We start from the raw sequence: 16,620 nt of genomic DNA, 5'->3' as shown, positions 1-16,620 counted from the left end.
AATAACTAAGATTACTCTGAAGTAGAAAGAAAAAAACCCGCCAATCATATGATTAACGGGCTCCACAATTTAGGGGATTTCAAAGAAAAGCAGTGGCACTAATTAGGACTGCGGCAAAATGCAAAAGTTCTGATCTGCACAGAAATATTTTTTTTCGCATAAGGAAGAAGGGGTAACCGGAAATTAGGGGAATTTGGCGCTTAAGAAATTTCTCAATAAAACCGCAGGTTAGGCTTAAGTCTGCACCACTCATAAACACCATGTCATTTCGATTTAACAACTTTGCGACCTTTTACTGCCTCATGTAACGTCCTGTTTACCAGTAACCTGTTGAAGTTAATCGGGATTTATCTTATATTGCGTCGCTGCCAGCAGAGTAGCGGTAATATTCCGGGATACCCTGAATAACAGCCAGCAATCAAAAACTGTTTTTGACACTTTCGTATCACTTTTTCAGCCAGTCATCGCCGCGACGTAAGTTACGGTAGTTTTTTACTCGTTAACTGAATTACATAGCCGGGAGAAGATCCTATGGTATTTAAAGGGATGTCCTGGACAGGCGTCATTGCTTGTTTTGTCCTTTACTGCCTCGTTTTTGTCGCCGTGAGATATGAAATGAGTGTCGACAGCATTATTCAGGAAAAACCCCGCCTGGGCCTGCTGATGTTTGCCTTGCCTGGGGCAATTGCCGCCTTAACCTCGAAAGAAGCGCCGCTGACGGTGGCGCTGGCGGGAGCCCTGCTGGCCACGCCTGTTTTCTGGCTTATTCTGCATTTTTCGCTGGCGGCAGCCAGCCCGGTGTTACAGGAACTGGCCTTTATCACCAGTGCGATTTTCTGGTGTGGATCCGGTGCGCTGTTGGTGATGCTGTCCCGCACGTTGCTGGGCGATGAAGATCATACGAGGCACTGACAGCCAACGCGCGGCCTGTGGCAAGAGCAGGCTAAAGTGACAAACTGCAGGCAATAAAAAAGGTCGATAAATATCGACCTTTTTTACGCCTTCAGCAGGCTGATGAAACAGCCAGCGGAGAAATCTTACTGGAACAGGCCCAGATTCTCTTTCGCGTAAGCTTCGAAATCAGTGCAACCACCAATGTGTTTCTCGTCGAGGAAAATCTGCGGCACAGTTTCGACTGGCTTGCCGACGGTTTTTTCCAGGTCCGCTTTGGTGATCCCTTCGGCGTGGATGTCCACATAGCTAAAGGAGAAGTCTTCGCGCTCGGCGGTCAGCTTTTCAGCCAGCTCTTTCGCACGGACACAGTAAGGGCAGCCAGGGCGTCCAAAAATCACTGCAAACATAGGTTTCTCCTCAAAGGTCAAAATTTATGTGATGTACATCACACTTCATCAGTTAATGCCGAATATGATGCCCTCTTCACGCAGGGAAGGGAAGAAGGAATTACCTGTTGATCTGATTCGTACAGGCTATGCACAACGCTGCGGGATAGGCTTTAATAACCTGATAAAGGATAGAGCACCCCCTACAGAGGAGATACTCCATGCGTGCTTTTAGTCAGCTACCCAAATCCATTTTACTGCTGGAAGGGCTGGGGGGTATTTTGCTGGTGCTCTCTTACTTCACGCTGCACCGGATGCTACCCTTACCGGCACCTTTTTCCGGCCCGCTGGCCGCCACCGTGATGATTTTCGTCGGGATTGCGATGATGCTACCCGCGGCGCTGATGATGATGTGGCGCACGGCTAAAGCGATGGCGCCGGAACTTTTTAACGCTAAGCGTGATGATGTAAAACCAGGAGAGAAGCATGACCCCGACCATTGAGCTACAGCGCTCGCACCGATCGATTCGATCGTTTACCGACCAGCCGATGACTGACCCGCAACGCGAGGCCATTCTGACAGCCGCTCAGTCAGCTTCAAGCTCAAGCTTTTTACAATGTTCTTCCATTATCCGCATTACCGATAAGGCGCTGCGTGAAAAACTGGTTGGCCTGACCGGCGGTCAAAAATATGTCGGAACGGCTGCGGAGTTCTGGGTGTTCTGCGCCGATTTTAATCGCCTGCTGCAGATTTGCCCTGACGCCCAGTTAGGCCTGGCGGAACAGCTGCTGTTAGGCAGCGTAGACACGGCATTGATGGGACAAAATGCGATGCTCGCCGCAGAATCCCTCGGCCTGGGTGGCGTCTTTATTGGTGGTATCCGTAACAGCATCGCGGAAGTGACCGAACTCCTGGGCCTGCCGAAATTTGTGCTGCCGCTGTTTGGTCTTTGCCTTGGCACGCCCGCGCAGACGCCACAGTTGAAACCGCGTATGCCGTTGGCGATGCTGGTGCACGAGAACCATTACCAGCCGATTGATGCGCAGGTGCTTGCCGCCTACGATGGTGAGCAGGAAGAATACTATCTTTCCCGCGAGAGCAATCCGCGCCGCGAAAGCTGGAGTGAGCACATCCAGAAAACCATCGTTAAAGAGAGCCGTCCGTTTATGCTGGACTACCTGCATAAGCAGGGTTGGGCAACGCGTTAAGTTCCCTGGAGGCAGCTGTGAAAATAGCGATTCTTTCCCGAGATGGCTCGCTTTACTCTTGCAAACGTCTGCTTGAGGCCGCGCGAAAGCGTGGCCACAGCGTCGAAGTGATCGATCCGCTCTCCTGCTATATGAACATCAATCCCGGTTCATCGGCCATTCATTACCGTGGCAAGCAGCTGGCCCATTTTGATGCGGTGATCCCACGCATTGGTTCGGCGATCACCTTTTATGGCACGGCGGTGCTACGCCAGTTTGAAGTCTGTGGCAGCTATCCGTTGAATGAGTCTGTGGCCATCACCCGCGCGCGGGACAAGCTGCGGTCGCTGCAGTTGCTGGCGCGGCAGGGCATTGATATGCCGGTTACCGGCTTTGCCCATTCGCCTGATGACACCAGCGATTTGATTAAAATGGTCGGTGGCGCACCGCTGGTGGTGAAGCTGGTGGAGGGCACTCAGGGAATTGGTGTGGTGCTGGCGGAAACGCGTCAGGCAGCCGAAAGCGTTATCGATGCTTTCCGTGGACTGAATGCGCATATTCTGGTGCAGGAATTCATTAAAGAAGCTGAAGGTCGGGATATTCGCTGCCTGGTGATTGGCGGTGAAGTAGTGGCGGCCATTGAGCGGTCAGCGAAAGAAGGTGATTTCCGTTCTAACCTTCATCGCGGCGGCACCGCACGCAGCATCGAAATTACCGGACGCGAGCGCGAAATGGCGATTAACGCGGCGGCCACGCTCGGACTGGACGTGGCGGGCGTGGATATTTTGCGGGCGAAACGTGGGCCGCTGGTGATGGAAGTGAACGCCTCTCCCGGGCTGGAAGGAATTGAAAAGACAACCGGTTTGGATATTGCCGCAATGATGATTGGCTGGATTGAGCAACAGGCGCGCCCCGGCTTCTGTCTGAAAACCGGCGGATAAGCGCATATTTCTGTCACAATCGTGGTGTTTAACGGCGTTTTTCCGTAAGCTAGGCCGCAATTTTAAGGCGGTAAGAGAGAAAGCACATGGATTCACTCGTCGTTCCAGATATTGACGTGATACGACGTTGGCTGGATCAGCAAAGCATCACCTGGTTTGAGTGCGACTCTTGTCAGGCGCTTCACCTGCCGCATATGCAAAATTTCGACGGGGTGTTTGATGCCAAGCTCGATTTGGTCGACAACGTCATTCTGTTTTCAGCGCTGGCTGAGGTTAAACCTACTGCGCTGATCCCGCTGGTTGGCGATCTTTCGCAGATCAACGCCAGCTCGCTGACCATTAAGGCCTTCCTGGATATTCAGGATGACAACTTGCCTAAGCTGATCGTTTGCCAGTCATTGACGGTCGCTGCGGGCATCACCTACGGGCAATTTGCGCACTTTATGAAGCAGAGTGAAGAGCAAATCTCGATGGTGGTTCTGGAAGCGTTTGCCAACCAACTGTTGATCCCAGGCGAGGAAGACGACCGTACCGAAATCGTCTCTTCCCATTCGATCCTGCACTAAATTCCATCCTCTCTTCTCTGTCGGGTTGATCGCTGATTAACCCGTCCTCCGCTTTGCCTGCCGTTTATTTATTCACTCTCCTTTAACTGTTGCTATTTTCCCCAGTTGATTCGCCTGAACAACCATTTTTTATTCTGCTTTATAGCCTAAAATGCCAGATATCTGTCGCCGTTTATGCCACCTTTGGCGTATCACATAGAGGAAACATGCATTAAAAATCGATAAAAGGCGTTTTTTACGCGGAGGGCTGGCCTGAGGGCAGCAGGGGGGCTATTCTTGCCAGGCTGCATTTCGCATGCAACGTCGCTTCAGGTATAGGTTTTTTCTATTTAACAGCACCATGAATAGTCATTCATTATAGGGCCATGTTCTGGCCGGCTGAGCCTGTGCCTCTGTTTGTAATTATCCCTGTTCAGGAGAATGGAAAACATGTTCAACCAACGTAAGAAATGGTTGTCAGGTGTGGTTGCTGGCGTGTTGATGGCGGCTTCCGCTGGCGCAGGTGCTGCTGATAAGACGCTGCATGTCTATAACTGGTCAGACTATATTTCCCCGGATACCGTACCGAACTTTGAAAAACAAACCGGTATCAAAGTGGTCTATGACGTGTTTGACTCCAACGAAGTGCTCGAAGGCAAGCTGATGGCCGGTAGCACCGGTTATGACGTGGTGGTGCCGTCTTCCAGCTTCCTGGCGCGTCAGCTGCAGTCCGGCGTCTTCCAGCCTCTGGATAAGAGCAAACTGCCTAATTACAAAAACCTCGATCCGGACATTTTGAAAAAGCTGGATCAGCACGATCCGGGCAACAAATACGCCATCCCTTACCTGTGGGCGACCACCGGTATCGGCTATAACGTCGATAAAGTTAAAGCGGCGCTGGGCAAAGATGCCCCGGTCGACAGCTGGGATCTGGTGCTGAAACCGGAAAACCTGGAAAAACTGAAAAGCTGCGGCGTCTCGTTCCTCGATGCACCGGAAGAGATCTTCGCCACCGTACTGAACTACCTCGGCAAAGATCCGAACAGCACCGATCCTAAAGATTATTCTGGTGCGGCCACCGACCTGCTGCTGAAGCTGCGTCCAAGCATCCGTTATTTCCACTCTTCTCAGTACATTAACGACCTGGCAAATGGCAACACCTGTGTGGCGATTGGCTGGGCGGGTGACGTTCTGCAGGCGAAAAACCGCGCGATTGAAGCGAAAAACGGCGTTCACCTGGCGTACAGCATTCCTAAAGAAGGTGCGCTGGCGTTCTTCGATATGCTGGCGATCCCTAAAGATGCCAAAAATGTCGATGAAGCTTACCAGTTCCTCAACTATCTGATGGAGCCGAAGGTCATTGCTGACGTCTCTAACAAGGTGTTCTATGCCAACGGAAACAAAGCTTCCGTTCCGCTGATCAATGAAGATATCCGCAACAACCCTGGCATCTTCCCAACGCCAGAAACCATGGCGAAACTGTTCGTGCTGAAAGTACAGGATCCGAAACTTGACCGTGTGCGTACGCGCGCATGGACTAAAGTTAAAAGTGGTAAGTAACAGACATTAGTGGATTTGACTCACTTTTGATCGTGCAACAGAGGCGCAGTGACTGGCCTCTGTTTTGTCTTTTATACGGCTGAGATGCCGTATTCTCTCAAGCCGCCGGAGAGTAATGGTAGTGAACGACGCGATCGCCCGTCCGCAACAAAAAGCAGCCAAGGCCTTAACGCCACTGCTCGAGATCCGCAATCTGACCAAGTCTTTCGACGGTCAACATGCGGTTGATGATGTCAACCTGACGATCTACAAAGGTGAGATTTTTGCACTGCTTGGCGCCTCAGGCTGCGGCAAATCGACGCTGCTACGTATGCTGGCAGGATTCGAGCCGCCAACCTCCGGGCAGATTATGCTGGATGGCCAGGATCTCTCCCACGTGCCGCCTTACCAGCGCCCAATTAATATGATGTTCCAGTCTTACGCGCTGTTCCCACACATGACGGTGGAGCAGAATATCGCCTTCGGCCTGAAGCAGGACCGGCTGGCAAAAGACGAGATCACCAGCCGCGTGGCAGAAATGCTGACGCTGGTGCATATGCAGGAGTTTGCTAAACGCAAACCGCATCAACTTTCTGGAGGACAGCGCCAGCGTGTGGCGTTGGCCCGCAGCCTGGCTAAACGTCCTAAGCTGCTACTGCTGGATGAGCCAATGGGCGCGCTGGATAAGAAGCTGCGCGACCGTATGCAGCATGAAGTGGTCGATATTCTGGAGCGCGTCGGTGCAACCTGCGTAATGGTGACCCACGACCAGGAAGAAGCGATGACCATGGCCGGCCGTATTGCGATCATGAACCGTGGCAAGTTCGTGCAAATCGGCGAGCCGGAAGAGATTTATGAGCATCCGACCACCCGCTACAGCGCGGAATTTATCGGATCGGTAAACCTGTTCGAAGGGATTTTACGTGAGCGTCAGGCCGATGGTCTGGTGATTGAAAGCCCAGGGCTGATCCATCCTCTAAAGGTCGATTCTGATGCCTCCGTGGTGGACGGCGTGCCGGTGCACGTCGCGCTGCGTCCTGAGAAAGTCATGCTGTGTGAAGAGGTTCCGGCAGACGGTTGCAACTTCGCGGTCGGTGAAGTGGTGCACATTGCCTATCTGGGCGATCTGTCGATTTACCATGTGCGCCTGCGCAGCGGTCAGATGATCAGTGCTCAGTTACAGAACGCCCATCGCTTCCGCAAGGGTGCGCCAACCTGGGGGGACGAAGTGCGTCTCTGTTGGGAAGCGGACAGTTGCGTGGTTCTGACGGTGTAGTGGGGGAGTGATGAGCGAGAATTCTTCGAGAACGACCGAGCCACCAACCCGACAGCAGGGTGCTTTTAGCGCGCTTCTCGGCCGGTTGCAGATGAAACAGGGCCGCAAGCTGGTTATTGCACTGCCTTATTTGTGGCTGATACTGCTGTTCCTGCTGCCATTTTTGATCGTGCTGAAAATCAGCTTCGCTGATATTGCGCGCGCGATCCCACCGTATACCGATTTAGTGACCTGGGCCGATGGTCAGCTGACCATGGTAATGAATCTGGGCAACTACATCACGCTGACAGACGATCCGCTGTACGTGGATGCGTATCTGCACTCGTTGCAGGTCGCCGCGATCTCGACGGTTGTTTGTCTGCTGATTGGCTACCCGCTGGCGTGGGCAGTGGCGCACAGTTCTCCGTCAACGCGTAATATTCTACTGTTACTGGTGATCTTGCCTTCCTGGACCTCGTTCCTGGTGCGCGTGTATGCCTGGATGGGCATTCTGAATGACAACGGTATTCTGAACCGCTTCCTGATGTGGACCGGCATTACCAATCATCCGATCGCCATTCTGTATACCAATCTGGCGGTCTATATCGGCATCGTGTACTGCTATTTACCGTTTATGGTGTTGCCGATTTATACCGCGTTAACGCGTATCGATTATTCGCTGGTGGAAGCGTCGCTGGACCTTGGCGCGCGTCCGATGAAAACCTTTTTTAGCGTGATTGTGCCGTTGACCAAAGGCGGCATTATCGCCGGTTCCATGCTGGTGTTTATCCCTGCGGTGGGTGAGTACGTGATCCCCGAACTGCTGGGCGGCCCTGACAGTATTATGATCGGTCGCGTGCTCTGGCAGGAGTTCTTTAATAACCGTGACTGGCCGGTAGCGTCGGCACTGGCGGTGATTATTCTGCTGATTTTGATCCTGCCGATTATCTGGTTCCATAAGCATCAGAATAAAGAGCTGGGGGAAACGAAATGACTACCTTACCCACCATTCGTTCTCCATGGCGCACGGCGATCCTCGTGGTGTGCTTCTTCTTCCTGTATGCGCCGATGGCGTTGCTGGTGATCTATTCGTTTAACTCCTCGCAACTGGCGGCATGGGAGAGTTTCTCCCTGCACTGGTATAACGTGTTGTTCCATGATGATGCGATGATCAGCGCGGTGACCCTGAGCCTGAGCATTGCCGCGCTGGCGGCAACGGCGGCGTCGGTCCTGGGCACCATTGCGGCGGTGATTATCGTGCGGTTTGGTCGCTTTAAAGGCTCAACCGGATTTGCATTTATGCTGACCGCACCATTGGTGATGCCCGATGTGATCACCGGCCTGTCGTTACTGCTGCTGTTTGTTGCGATGGCCAATACCTTTGGCTGGCCTGCCGACCGCGGAATGCTGACTATCTGGCTGGCGCACGTCACCTTCTGTACCGCTTATGTGGCGGTGGTGATCAACTCGCGTCTGCGCGAGCTTGACCGCTCCATTGAAGAAGCGGCGATGGATTTGGGTGCCACACCGTTGAAGGTGTTCTTTGTGATTACCGTTCCGATGATCGCCCCGGCGATTGTCACCGGCTGGCTGCTGGCCTTTACGCTGTCGCTGGATGACCTGGTAATTTCCAGCTTTGTCACCGGGCCAGGTGCCACCACCTTGCCGATGCAGATCTTTGCAACGGTTCGCCGTGGCGTGAACCCGGAAATCAACGCGCTGGCGTCGTTAATCCTTTTTGTGGTGGGCATCGTGGGCTTTATCGCCTGGCGCTTTATGGCGCACGAAGAGAAGCAGCGGCTGCGTGATATTCAGAAGGCGCGAGGCGGTTAAGACGCGTTAGCGCTGTGTTAGGCGATTTTTGCCGCCACCCATTGTCGTATTGGGTGGCGGCAAACTGTCAGAGCGAGGCTATCCGAGGACCTTCTGCACGCAGGCTTTAAACACCTTGATGCCAACAGGCAGCGAGTTCAGATCGAAATGCATATCGGGATGATGCAGGCCCGGCACTAATCCCGTCCCTAATCCCCAGAAACCGGACTTGACCTCAGGGCGCTGCACCGCATAGTGGAAGAAGTCTTCGCTACCCGGCGTGGAACGGACCGGCATCAACGCCTCTTCACCCAGCACCTCTTTGATTGACGCCGAAATCAGCGCGGTCATCTCATCATCAATCTCTGCCGCTGGCATCGATTTCAGAACGACGATATGCGCGGTTGCGCCATAAGCGGCGACGCTGTGCTGAACGGCTTTTTCTACCCGCGCCTGCAACACCTCCATATCTTCATTTTCCGCTGCGCGAAGATCGAATACCACGCGGGCTTCATCGGGAATGGAGTTGGTCACGCCGGCATCGCACAGGAAGCGGGTGGCTTTAGCACTCCAGCTCTTACCGGGTGCCATATGCACGCCATTAACGGCCTGCACCGCGGCGGCACCGGCATCAAGCGCATTAATCCCAAGGTGAGGGCGCGCGCCGTGTGCCGTCTGGCCGCGGATGGTCGCTTCAATGGTGACACAGGCGGAATAATAGACCGCCGGAATGGCTGTGCCGACTTCGCACTCTTCTGCCGGACGCAGGTGGAAGCCCAGAATCATGTCGACATCGTCGATGGCGCCGCCGGCAATCATCGCCAGCGCACCGGTGCCCAACTCTTCTGCAGGCTGGAAGATCAGCTTCAGGCGGCCTTTTTTCACCGCGCCTTCAGCAATCAACTCCTGCGCCGCAGTCAGCACAACCGAGGAATGGCCGTCATGACCACAGGTATGACGTGCACAGGCTTCGCCATTAATGATATGGCCCAGCGCATCCATGTCTGCCCGCAGAGCGAGGGTAGGGCCCGGCACGCCGCTGTCCAGTACGGCGACGATACCCGTGGTGCCATTAAAGTTGTCCTGCACCGCATAACCTGCTGCTTTAAGCTGCTGGCTGATATAGGCCGAGGTTTTAAATTCCTGGAATCCCAGTTCAGGGATCTCATGCAGATAAGCGTAATGTTCTAAAACTTTTAACACGTTAAGCACTCCATTTATCAGTTATCAGGCAACCACTCGCATGACCAACATCGAGATGACCGCATTCAGGATGCTGGTCACCAACGGCAGTGGCCAGTACTTCTTCGGCACGTCGGACACACCCAGCAGACGGCCCATGTATTGTCACTGTGCGGTGCAAACACCTTACCAATAAAGCCCATAATCCCGGGTAAATTTAGCATCTCCGCAATCACATACGCCATCACCACATTCGGCAATAAATTATGAATGGCGATCCGCGGGATCAATACCGGAATCGACAGGGAAACAAATAGTGCTGAGCCAATAGCAAAATAGTTATTGATTAATCCCGCACCGGTACTTTGCAAATCGGTAATTAGCGCCAGGCCGGATCGACCCGCAAACCTAAAACAGGTTTTAATAACGGCGTGAGTAATTTATGCGCAGCGCGGATGGCACCGTAATGGGTGAATATTTCCAGCAGACCCCAATGCCGATGGTGTTCTGGCTGGCGAGCACGTTATCTCTTCCTTCATCAACGTTTCTCCTCCCAAAAATAGAAAAATGCAGAAAACGCAGCAAAAAAGGGGCCCTGAGTGGCACTCTTTCGGTAATTGCGCTAAAAATAACCTGTTAACTTTCAGGTAAGGATGAATTGCAGAGTTCGTGCCAGTATGGCTGAATTAAACAAAATAACTGCCGATAACCCCTTATTACCGCCATCGTTGCGTATGAAGGCGTAATAAAAAAACATCGCGTAATGCCGACGTTCAATATTTATCCAGCCTTATTTATCGTAAAATCAGGCATCAGGTCGGTGGACCCCCACTATCGCGCACGTGCACTGTTTTGGGGCGGAGCAACAGGTTGGTCAGGAGAGTGTCATGTCAGAGGTGTTCAGAGAGGGTAAAGCAGTCCTGAAATCACCGTCTTCAATTCCTGTGGCGGTGCTGGTGGCGGGCATTGCGGCGATCGCTACGCGCGTACTCGGCGTGGCCTTGCAGGTGCATGACTTAGGTCTGGCAGAAGTCATGAGCTTTGTTTATCGCAGTGCTCAGGCGTGGAACTCGACGTTGATTTTTATCGCCAGCCAGCTGATCTTCTTTTTTGAGCTGCGTTGCGCGGTTGCGATGATGCGTGGGAAAAACTGGGGACGCTGGGGCTTTGTGATTTCTCAAATCACCGTGTTGATCTATATGTTTTGCGCGTCGATGGGCTGGATCTATCCTGAACTGTTCAGCGTTAGTGGCGAGAACAACCTGCAAATTATTCATCTGCTGATCTCGCAGAAGTTGCCCGATCTGCTGATTATCCTGCTGCTGTTTATGCCTGAAAGCAGCCGGCGATTTTTTAGGCAGCACTGAACGGCGGCACGACAGACGCCGACCTTCTGTCGGCTGAGGGAGCAATAAACCTTTTTTAAGCTAAGCCGCTGCGCCAAACCAGCGTTGGCGAAGCTTTTCCAGCGTGCCATCGTCTTTCAGGCTTTGCAGGGCTTGATTCAGGCTGTCACGCAGCTCGGTGTTGCCTTTGCGCACGGCAATCCCCAATCCTGAACCAAAGAAGCGGCTATCGGTGATCGGATCGCCGACTTTGGCCAGATGTGGATTGGTTTTCAGTAATTCCTTCACCGCCAGCGTGTCGCCAAAAATGCCATCCAGCCTGCCGTTACGAATATCCAGTAAGGCATTCTGATAATTGTCGTAGGCGACGGTAATGATCTCAGGCCAGGCCGTCATTAAATAGGCCTGCTGAGTGGTTTCCGCACCGATACCGATACGCTTACCTTTCAGCTGTTCAATATTGCTGTACAGACCCGCCCTGGCGACCAGCGTGCCCGAATTCATAAAATAAGGCTGGGTAAACTCGACCGTTTTCTTACGCTCATCGGTGATATCCAGACCGGAAATGATCGCATCATAACGGCGGAACTTTAATGACGGCAACAGGCGTTCGAAGGTGTTATTGGTAAAAATACACTGCTTTTGCATCCGGTCACACAGGGCTTTCGCCAGATCGATATCGAATCCGACCAGCTGATTTTCAGCAGTGAGAAACTCAAAGGGAGGATTGTTAGCGTTAGAAGCAAAACGCAGCGGTTCCGCTGCCTGAGCACAGGCACATATCGAGGTCAGTAGTAGGGTAAAAACAAACTTAAGCATCACGTACCGTCCTTGCGGTCACTTTACCTGACCATTATGCCGCGGGTGATGCCTGGGCTATCCGCGGATTAACCGCTAAAGAAGGGCTGTTTCTGACGGATACCGGTGACCTGCACCGGCATCGATCAGTTTCTGCGTTCAAAGGCCAGCGCGCGACGTTCAATCATCCGCATCATTAAGGTGAGTAAGCCGTTTACGCACAGGTAAATCAGGCCCGCTGCCGCAAACACCGAGACGTCATAAGTGCGGCCATACAGCAATTGACCGTGCCCCATCACCTCCATCAGCGTGATGGTGTAGGCCAGCGAGGTACTTTTGAACACCAGCACCACCTCATTGGAGTAAGAGGAGAGGGCGCGCTTAAAGGCATAGGGCAGCAGGATGCGCAGCGTTTCTTTACGGTTCATACCCAGTGCGGCACAGGATTCCCACTGACCGGCAGGGATCGCCCGCATCGCGCCATAGAAAAGCTGCGTGGTGTAGGCGGCGCTGTTTAGCGACAATGCCAGCAGCGCGCAGAGCCAGGGCTGCGAGAGTAAATGCCATAGCCAGGGAATGGCCTGAATCGACGGAAACTGTCCTGGCCCATAATAGATCAGGAAGATTTGCACCAGCAGCGGTGTCCCGGTAAACAGGGTGATATAGCCCCGGACTACCAGCCGCAATACCGGCACTTTCAGCGATAAAATCACCGTGAAGATCAGCGCAAACACCAGCGCGAGGATCAGCGATGCCACGGTCAGCGTCAGACTGGTATGCAGCCCTTTCAGCAGTTCGGGTAAATAGCTCAACATCAGGTATTCCCCTGCTCAAAACGGGTCGCACGGGCATCAATTCGCTTCAGCACCTGCTGGCTCAATAAGGTGATCACCAGATAGATGGCCGCGGCCATCAGATACCAGGTAAACGGCTCCTGGGTGCGGGCCGCGATGCTTTTGGTTTGCAACATAATATCGTTCACGCTGATCAGCGAGACCAGCGCAGTGTCTTTCAGCAGCACCAGCCACTGATTACCCAAGCCTGGCAGGGCATGACGCCACATCTGCGGCAGGATCAGGCGGAAGAAAATGGCCGGGGTTTTCATGCCCAGCGCCTGTCCCGATTCCCACTGCCCCGCAGGGACCGCTTTCAGCGCGCCGCGAAGGGTCTGAGAAGCATAGGAGGAATAGAGGATCGACAGGGCGATCACCCCGCAAAGAAACGGGCTGACGTCGAAGTTCTGAATATTCACCTGCACCAGGAAGCTGAACAGCCCCAGATTGACGGTGAAACCATCGGACAGGGTCAGCAGCAGTTGCGAGGCGCCAAAATAGACGAACAGCACCACCAGGATCTCCGGCAGGCCACGGAATAGCGTGACCAGACCGGTTCCCAGCCAGGCGACCGGACGCCAGCGGGCCGATTCCCAGGCGGCGAAAATCATCGCCAGAATCAGCCCAACGACCAGTGCAGAAACGGCAAGGCCGACGGTCATGCCGGCGGCGCTTGCTAAAGGAGTGAGTTCATTCATTCAGAAATTACTGCTGGAACCATTTGCTGTAGATGGTTTTGTAGGTGCCGTCAGCCTTCACTTTGTCCAGTGCGGTGTTGAACTGGCCCTGCAACTCGGCGTTACCCTGACGAACCGCGATGCCCAAACCGGTGCCGAAGTAAGCCTTATCCGTCACTTTCTCGCCCACTGGTGCCAGGTTTGCGTTCTGCTTCAGCCATTCGTTCACCACCGCGGTGTCACCGAATACCACATCGATACGGCCATTTTTCAGGTCGAGGATCGCATTCTGATAGCTGTCGTAAGGAACGGCATTCACGCCGGTCATTTTTTCGGTCAGGTATTTCTGATGCGTGGTGCCGTTCTGTACGCCAACACGTTTGCCTTTCAACGCATCAACCGAAGCCACTTTGCCTTTCTGCGCAATAAACAGAGCAGAGTTGTCATAGTAAGCTTTGGAGAACAGAACCTGTTTCTCACGCTCAGGCGTGATGTCCATGCCGGCCATTACCGCGTCAAAACGACGGAATTTCAGGCTTGGGATCAGGCTGTCGAACGCCTGGTTAGTGAAGGTACAGGTTGCGTTCATTTCACGGCACAGCGCGTTAGCCAGATCGACATCAAAGCCCTGAATTTTGTTATCGGAATCGACAAATTCAAACGGAGGATAAGAGGCTTCGGTAGCAAAACGAATGGTCTGCGCGGCGCTCGCGCTCAGGCTTAAACCCGCTAACAGTGCGGCAAGTACGACTTTTTTCATCATTATACCCTGCATTAGTGCGATAGATAATTGGCAAACGCGTCGGTTTGCGGCTGTGTAAAGCGGCTGGCATCACCCTGTTCGACCACGTAACCGTTCTCCATATACACCACGCGGCTGGCGGTTTTACGCGCCACTTCCACTTCGTGCGTCACGATGACCTGGGTGATGTTGGTCTGCGCCAGTTCCTGAATGATCGACACGATCTGGGCCGTAATTTCCGGATCAAGCGCGGCGGTGGGCTCATCGAACAGCAACACCGCCGGCTCCATCATTAACGCTCTGGCTATCGCCACGCGTTGCTGTTGGCCGCCGGAAAGGTGCAAAGGGTAGCGGTCGGCGAATGTGGTCAGGCGCAGGCGATCCAGTAGTTTTCCGGCGCGGGCATGGGCCTGATCTTTGCTCAGCCCCAGCACGCGGCAGGGCGCTTCGATCAGGTTCTGCATCACCGTCAGGTGCGGCCAGAGATTATATTGCTGGAAGACCATACCCACGTTTTGACGCAGCTCGCGGATGGCCGCGTCTGACGGGGTTTTACTGAAGTCGATTTGATGTCCCGCAATGCTCAACGTGCCGGAACGCGGCATCTCAAGCAAATTGAGAACGCGCAGCAGAGAGCTCTTACCGGCACCGCTTGGACCCAGCAGAACCAGCGTTTCGCCCTCAGGGCACGCCAGTTGAATGTCGAACAGTGCCTGATGGGCACCATAAAAGCAGTTAATACCGTTTAGTTGAATACTCATGCGCAAAAAGTGAATAGCAATTGATGCTGCGAATCTTAACGTTGACGGCATACTTATGCAATCATCGTGCGTGAAAATACCTTTATGCCTGCTGTAAACTAAAAGGCTAGCACAAGATCGCGTGCTTTAAGCGGATTTGCCCGGGAAGATGCAAGAACTGCGAGAGCGATCGTGCCATCGGGCGATGGCACGACACTGGGAGACACTACTTCAGCAGCAACTGGCTGAGCGAGCCGCCCTGAAGATGCGGATTCGGGCTGTTGTAGCGCACGTCGTCAACTGCCCAGCAGGTGCCTTCGCGCACCATCAGCACTTCATCCTGCCACTCTACCGGCTTGCTGCCATCCCGAGTGAGCGTCACGCGCAGCGGAATGTTGCGTGCATCGGTATTCGGAATGGTCGACGCATCCGCCACGCTGGCTGAGGTTGGGCCAACCGATAAACTTGAGAAGATATCACCCTGATTTAACTCAGGCGCGCGAGTGGTGTCGCTGTTGGCTTTCAGCAAGGTGGCATACAGTTTATCGCTGAGATAAGGGCGGTATTTGGCCAGCTGTTGCGCCGTCGGCATTCCCTGAGTCGGCTCTTTCAGGCGCAGATCATAGAACTGCTGCGCGACTGAATCCGGGCCGCCATCGACGCAGGGCCCCATACGCGTACCAATGTCCTTATACGCGGGTTGTACCGTGGTACAGGCACTGAGAAGCAGCGCCATTGGAGCCAGTGCAGCAATCGCTTGGTATTTCATCTTGATTTCCTTATTGTTTCTGGATGACGGTTTTTAGCATAGAGTATAGCCGCTCTGCTTAACCAGAAGGGCTACACTGGGAAAGAACAACAAAAGGAGAGCATTCAATGATGCGTCTGTTGATATTGGCAGTTTTTTCGCTGCTGCTGAGCGCCTGTGGTTCATCAGGCTTCGAGTCGCATTCCGGCTACACCGTTGATACCCGCCATCCCGCGTATGGCGCCCGTCCCCGTATTAAGGTGCTGGTGATCCACTACACCGCGGAAGATTTCCCCAGCTCGCTGGCTACGCTCACCGATCGTGACGTAAGCGCACACTACCTGATTCCGGCGAAACCGGTGGAGAAAGCACATCAGCCGGTGGTGTTTCGTCTGGTACCGGAATCACAGCTTGCCTGGCATGCGGGCCCCAGCTTCTGGCGGGGAGCCTCCCGGTTAAATGACACCTCGATCGGCATCGAGCTGGAGAATCAGGGCTACAGGCGAACGTCTGCTGGCCAAATCTGGTACCCGTTTGCGCCGTCACAGATTGCGGCGCTGGCCCCGCTGGCCAGAGATATCGTACAGCGTTACAACATCCTGCCGCAGGATGTTGTTGGGCACAGCGATATCGCCCCGCAGCGTAAGCAGGATCCTGGCCCGCTATTCCCCTGGCAATGGCTGGCAGAGCAGGGGATTGGCGCCTGGCCAGATGCCGGACGGGTCAGTTTTTATCTGGCAGGCAGGCCGCCGGAGCAACCGGTCGATCACGCCCATTTGCTGACCCTGCTTTCACTTTATGGTTATCAGGCCAGTCCGGAGATGACGGCAGACGAACAGCGTAAGGTGATAGCTGCTTTCCAGATGCATTTCCGCCCCGCAAATTATTTAGGGCTGCCGGATGCGGAAACGGAAGCGACGGTGAGAGCGTTGCTGGAAAAGTACGGCGAAGGTTAGGGTGACGGGAAAGTAAAAAGCCCATTCCCCTGGTGGGA

General features: G+C 53.8%; 20 protein-coding genes and 2 pseudogenes. 12 read left to right on the top strand and 10 right to left on the bottom strand.

Going from position 1 to position 16,620, the window contains the following annotated elements:
* Positions 1-531: 531 nt before the first annotated feature.
* Positions 532-912: an inner membrane protein YbjM gene (ybjM, locus tag AC0IXH_RS09755; RefSeq protein ID WP_013201484.1), complete on the top strand. Its 381-nt coding sequence runs from the start codon at positions 532-534 to the stop codon at positions 910-912.
* 125 nt (positions 913-1,037) lie between these two features.
* Here the strand turns inward: ybjM and AC0IXH_RS09750 are convergent, their stop codons facing one another.
* Positions 1,038-1,301, bottom strand: coding sequence for a GrxA family glutaredoxin (locus AC0IXH_RS09750; RefSeq protein ID WP_013201485.1), 264 nt, complete (start codon positions 1,299-1,301; stop codon positions 1,038-1,040).
* A 200-nt stretch (positions 1,302-1,501) separates the two neighbouring features.
* On the opposite strand from AC0IXH_RS09750, the gene AC0IXH_RS09745 reads away from it, so the two are divergent.
* The 8 genes from AC0IXH_RS09745 (at position 1,502) to potI (ending at position 8,581) form a co-directional block, all read left to right on the top strand.
* Positions 1,502-1,783: a DUF1418 family protein gene (locus tag AC0IXH_RS09745; RefSeq protein ID WP_346566012.1), complete on the top strand. Its 282-nt coding sequence runs from the start codon at positions 1,502-1,504 to the stop codon at positions 1,781-1,783.
* The gene (gene nfsA / locus AC0IXH_RS09740; protein ID WP_471720367.1) at positions 1,767-2,489 is read left to right on the top strand and encodes an oxygen-insensitive NADPH nitroreductase; all 723 of its coding nucleotides are present in this window, start codon (positions 1,767-1,769) and stop codon (positions 2,487-2,489) included. Before AC0IXH_RS09745 ends, nfsA begins: the two co-directional genes overlap by 17 nt.
* Positions 2,490-2,506: 17 nt before the next feature.
* The gene (rimK, locus tag AC0IXH_RS09735) at positions 2,507-3,409 is read left to right on the top strand and encodes a 30S ribosomal protein S6--L-glutamate ligase (RefSeq protein ID WP_105759333.1); all 903 of its coding nucleotides are present in this window, start codon (positions 2,507-2,509) and stop codon (positions 3,407-3,409) included.
* Positions 3,410-3,495: 86 nt separating this feature from the next.
* Entirely contained in the window at positions 3,496-3,975 is a 480-nt protein-coding gene (locus tag AC0IXH_RS09730; protein ID WP_013201489.1) for a YbjN domain-containing protein, read from the top strand.
* A 429-nt stretch (positions 3,976-4,404) separates the two neighbouring features.
* On the top strand, positions 4,405-5,514 hold the full coding sequence (gene potF / locus AC0IXH_RS09725; RefSeq protein WP_013201490.1) for a spermidine/putrescine ABC transporter substrate-binding protein PotF: 1,110 nt from the start codon (positions 4,405-4,407) through the stop codon (positions 5,512-5,514).
* Between the two features lie 121 nt (positions 5,515-5,635).
* On the top strand, positions 5,636-6,769 hold the full coding sequence (gene potG, locus AC0IXH_RS09720) for a putrescine ABC transporter ATP-binding subunit PotG (RefSeq protein ID WP_134824873.1): 1,134 nt from the start codon (positions 5,636-5,638) through the stop codon (positions 6,767-6,769).
* Positions 6,770-6,779: 10 nt separating this feature from the next.
* Positions 6,780-7,742 (top strand): putrescine ABC transporter permease PotH, encoded by a 963-nt coding sequence (gene potH / locus AC0IXH_RS09715; RefSeq protein ID WP_471720366.1) that lies wholly within the window; start codon positions 6,780-6,782, stop codon positions 7,740-7,742.
* A complete protein-coding gene (gene potI / locus AC0IXH_RS09710) occupies positions 7,739-8,581 on the top strand; it encodes a putrescine ABC transporter permease PotI (protein ID WP_013201493.1) in 843 nt (280 codons plus the stop codon). Before potH ends, potI begins: the two co-directional genes overlap by 4 nt.
* Positions 8,582-8,659: 78 nt before the next feature.
* Here potI and AC0IXH_RS09705 read toward each other — a convergent pair whose 3' ends face one another.
* From AC0IXH_RS09705 to AC0IXH_RS09695, 3 genes and pseudogenes are all read right to left on the bottom strand, one after another.
* Entirely contained in the window at positions 8,660-9,763 is a 1,104-nt protein-coding gene (locus AC0IXH_RS09705) for a M20 peptidase aminoacylase family protein (protein WP_346594947.1), read from the bottom strand.
* A gap of 24 nt (positions 9,764-9,787) precedes the next feature.
* A pseudogene (locus AC0IXH_RS09700) lies at positions 9,788-10,047 on the bottom strand (hypothetical protein).
* Positions 10,024-10,232, bottom strand: a pseudogene (locus AC0IXH_RS09695) (hypothetical protein); the annotation flags it as partial. The pseudogenes AC0IXH_RS09700 and AC0IXH_RS09695, both read right to left, overlap by 24 nt.
* Here AC0IXH_RS09695 and AC0IXH_RS09690 point away from each other — a divergent pair.
* Complete coding sequence (locus AC0IXH_RS09690) at positions 10,185-10,382, top strand: hypothetical protein (RefSeq protein WP_346566018.1); 198 nt, start codon at positions 10,185-10,187, stop codon at positions 10,380-10,382. The pseudogene AC0IXH_RS09695 and the gene AC0IXH_RS09690 overlap by 48 nt on opposite strands.
* 247 nt (positions 10,383-10,629) lie before the next feature.
* Positions 10,630-11,109, top strand: coding sequence for a YbjO family protein (locus AC0IXH_RS09685; RefSeq protein WP_134823806.1), 480 nt, complete (start codon positions 10,630-10,632; stop codon positions 11,107-11,109).
* Between the two features lie 60 nt (positions 11,110-11,169).
* Here the strand turns inward: AC0IXH_RS09685 and AC0IXH_RS09680 are convergent, their stop codons facing one another.
* From AC0IXH_RS09680 to AC0IXH_RS09655, 6 genes are all read right to left on the bottom strand, one after another.
* Positions 11,170-11,907 (bottom strand): transporter substrate-binding domain-containing protein, encoded by a 738-nt coding sequence (locus AC0IXH_RS09680; RefSeq protein ID WP_013201497.1) that lies wholly within the window; start codon positions 11,905-11,907, stop codon positions 11,170-11,172.
* A 125-nt stretch (positions 11,908-12,032) separates the two neighbouring features.
* The gene (gene artM, locus AC0IXH_RS09675; protein WP_346566020.1) at positions 12,033-12,701 is read right to left on the bottom strand and encodes an arginine ABC transporter permease ArtM; all 669 of its coding nucleotides are present in this window, start codon (positions 12,699-12,701) and stop codon (positions 12,033-12,035) included.
* A complete protein-coding gene (artQ, locus tag AC0IXH_RS09670; protein WP_471720365.1) occupies positions 12,701-13,417 on the bottom strand; it encodes an arginine ABC transporter permease ArtQ in 717 nt (238 codons plus the stop codon). The genes artM and artQ overlap by 1 nt, the downstream gene beginning before the upstream one ends.
* Before the next feature lie 7 nt (positions 13,418-13,424).
* A complete protein-coding gene (gene artJ, locus AC0IXH_RS09665; RefSeq protein WP_471720364.1) occupies positions 13,425-14,156 on the bottom strand; it encodes an arginine ABC transporter substrate-binding protein in 732 nt (243 codons plus the stop codon).
* A gap of 14 nt (positions 14,157-14,170) precedes the next feature.
* Positions 14,171-14,899: an arginine ABC transporter ATP-binding protein ArtP gene (gene artP / locus AC0IXH_RS09660; RefSeq protein ID WP_013201501.1), complete on the bottom strand. Its 729-nt coding sequence runs from the start codon at positions 14,897-14,899 to the stop codon at positions 14,171-14,173.
* 205 nt (positions 14,900-15,104) lie between these two features.
* A complete protein-coding gene (locus tag AC0IXH_RS09655; protein WP_013201502.1) occupies positions 15,105-15,647 on the bottom strand; it encodes a lipoprotein in 543 nt (180 codons plus the stop codon).
* 107 nt (positions 15,648-15,754) lie between these two features.
* On the opposite strand from AC0IXH_RS09655, the gene AC0IXH_RS09650 reads away from it, so the two are divergent.
* Positions 15,755-16,582, top strand: a complete 828-nt coding sequence (locus tag AC0IXH_RS09650; RefSeq protein WP_013201503.1) for an N-acetylmuramoyl-L-alanine amidase — start codon at positions 15,755-15,757, stop codon at positions 16,580-16,582.
* Positions 16,583-16,620 lie beyond the last annotated feature (38 nt).

The sequence above is a fragment of the Erwinia sp. AC075 genome (genome assembly GCF_979253995.1).
The sequence above is the reverse complement of the archived record's forward strand: the minus strand, read 5'-3'. Positions and strand labels throughout refer to the sequence as shown.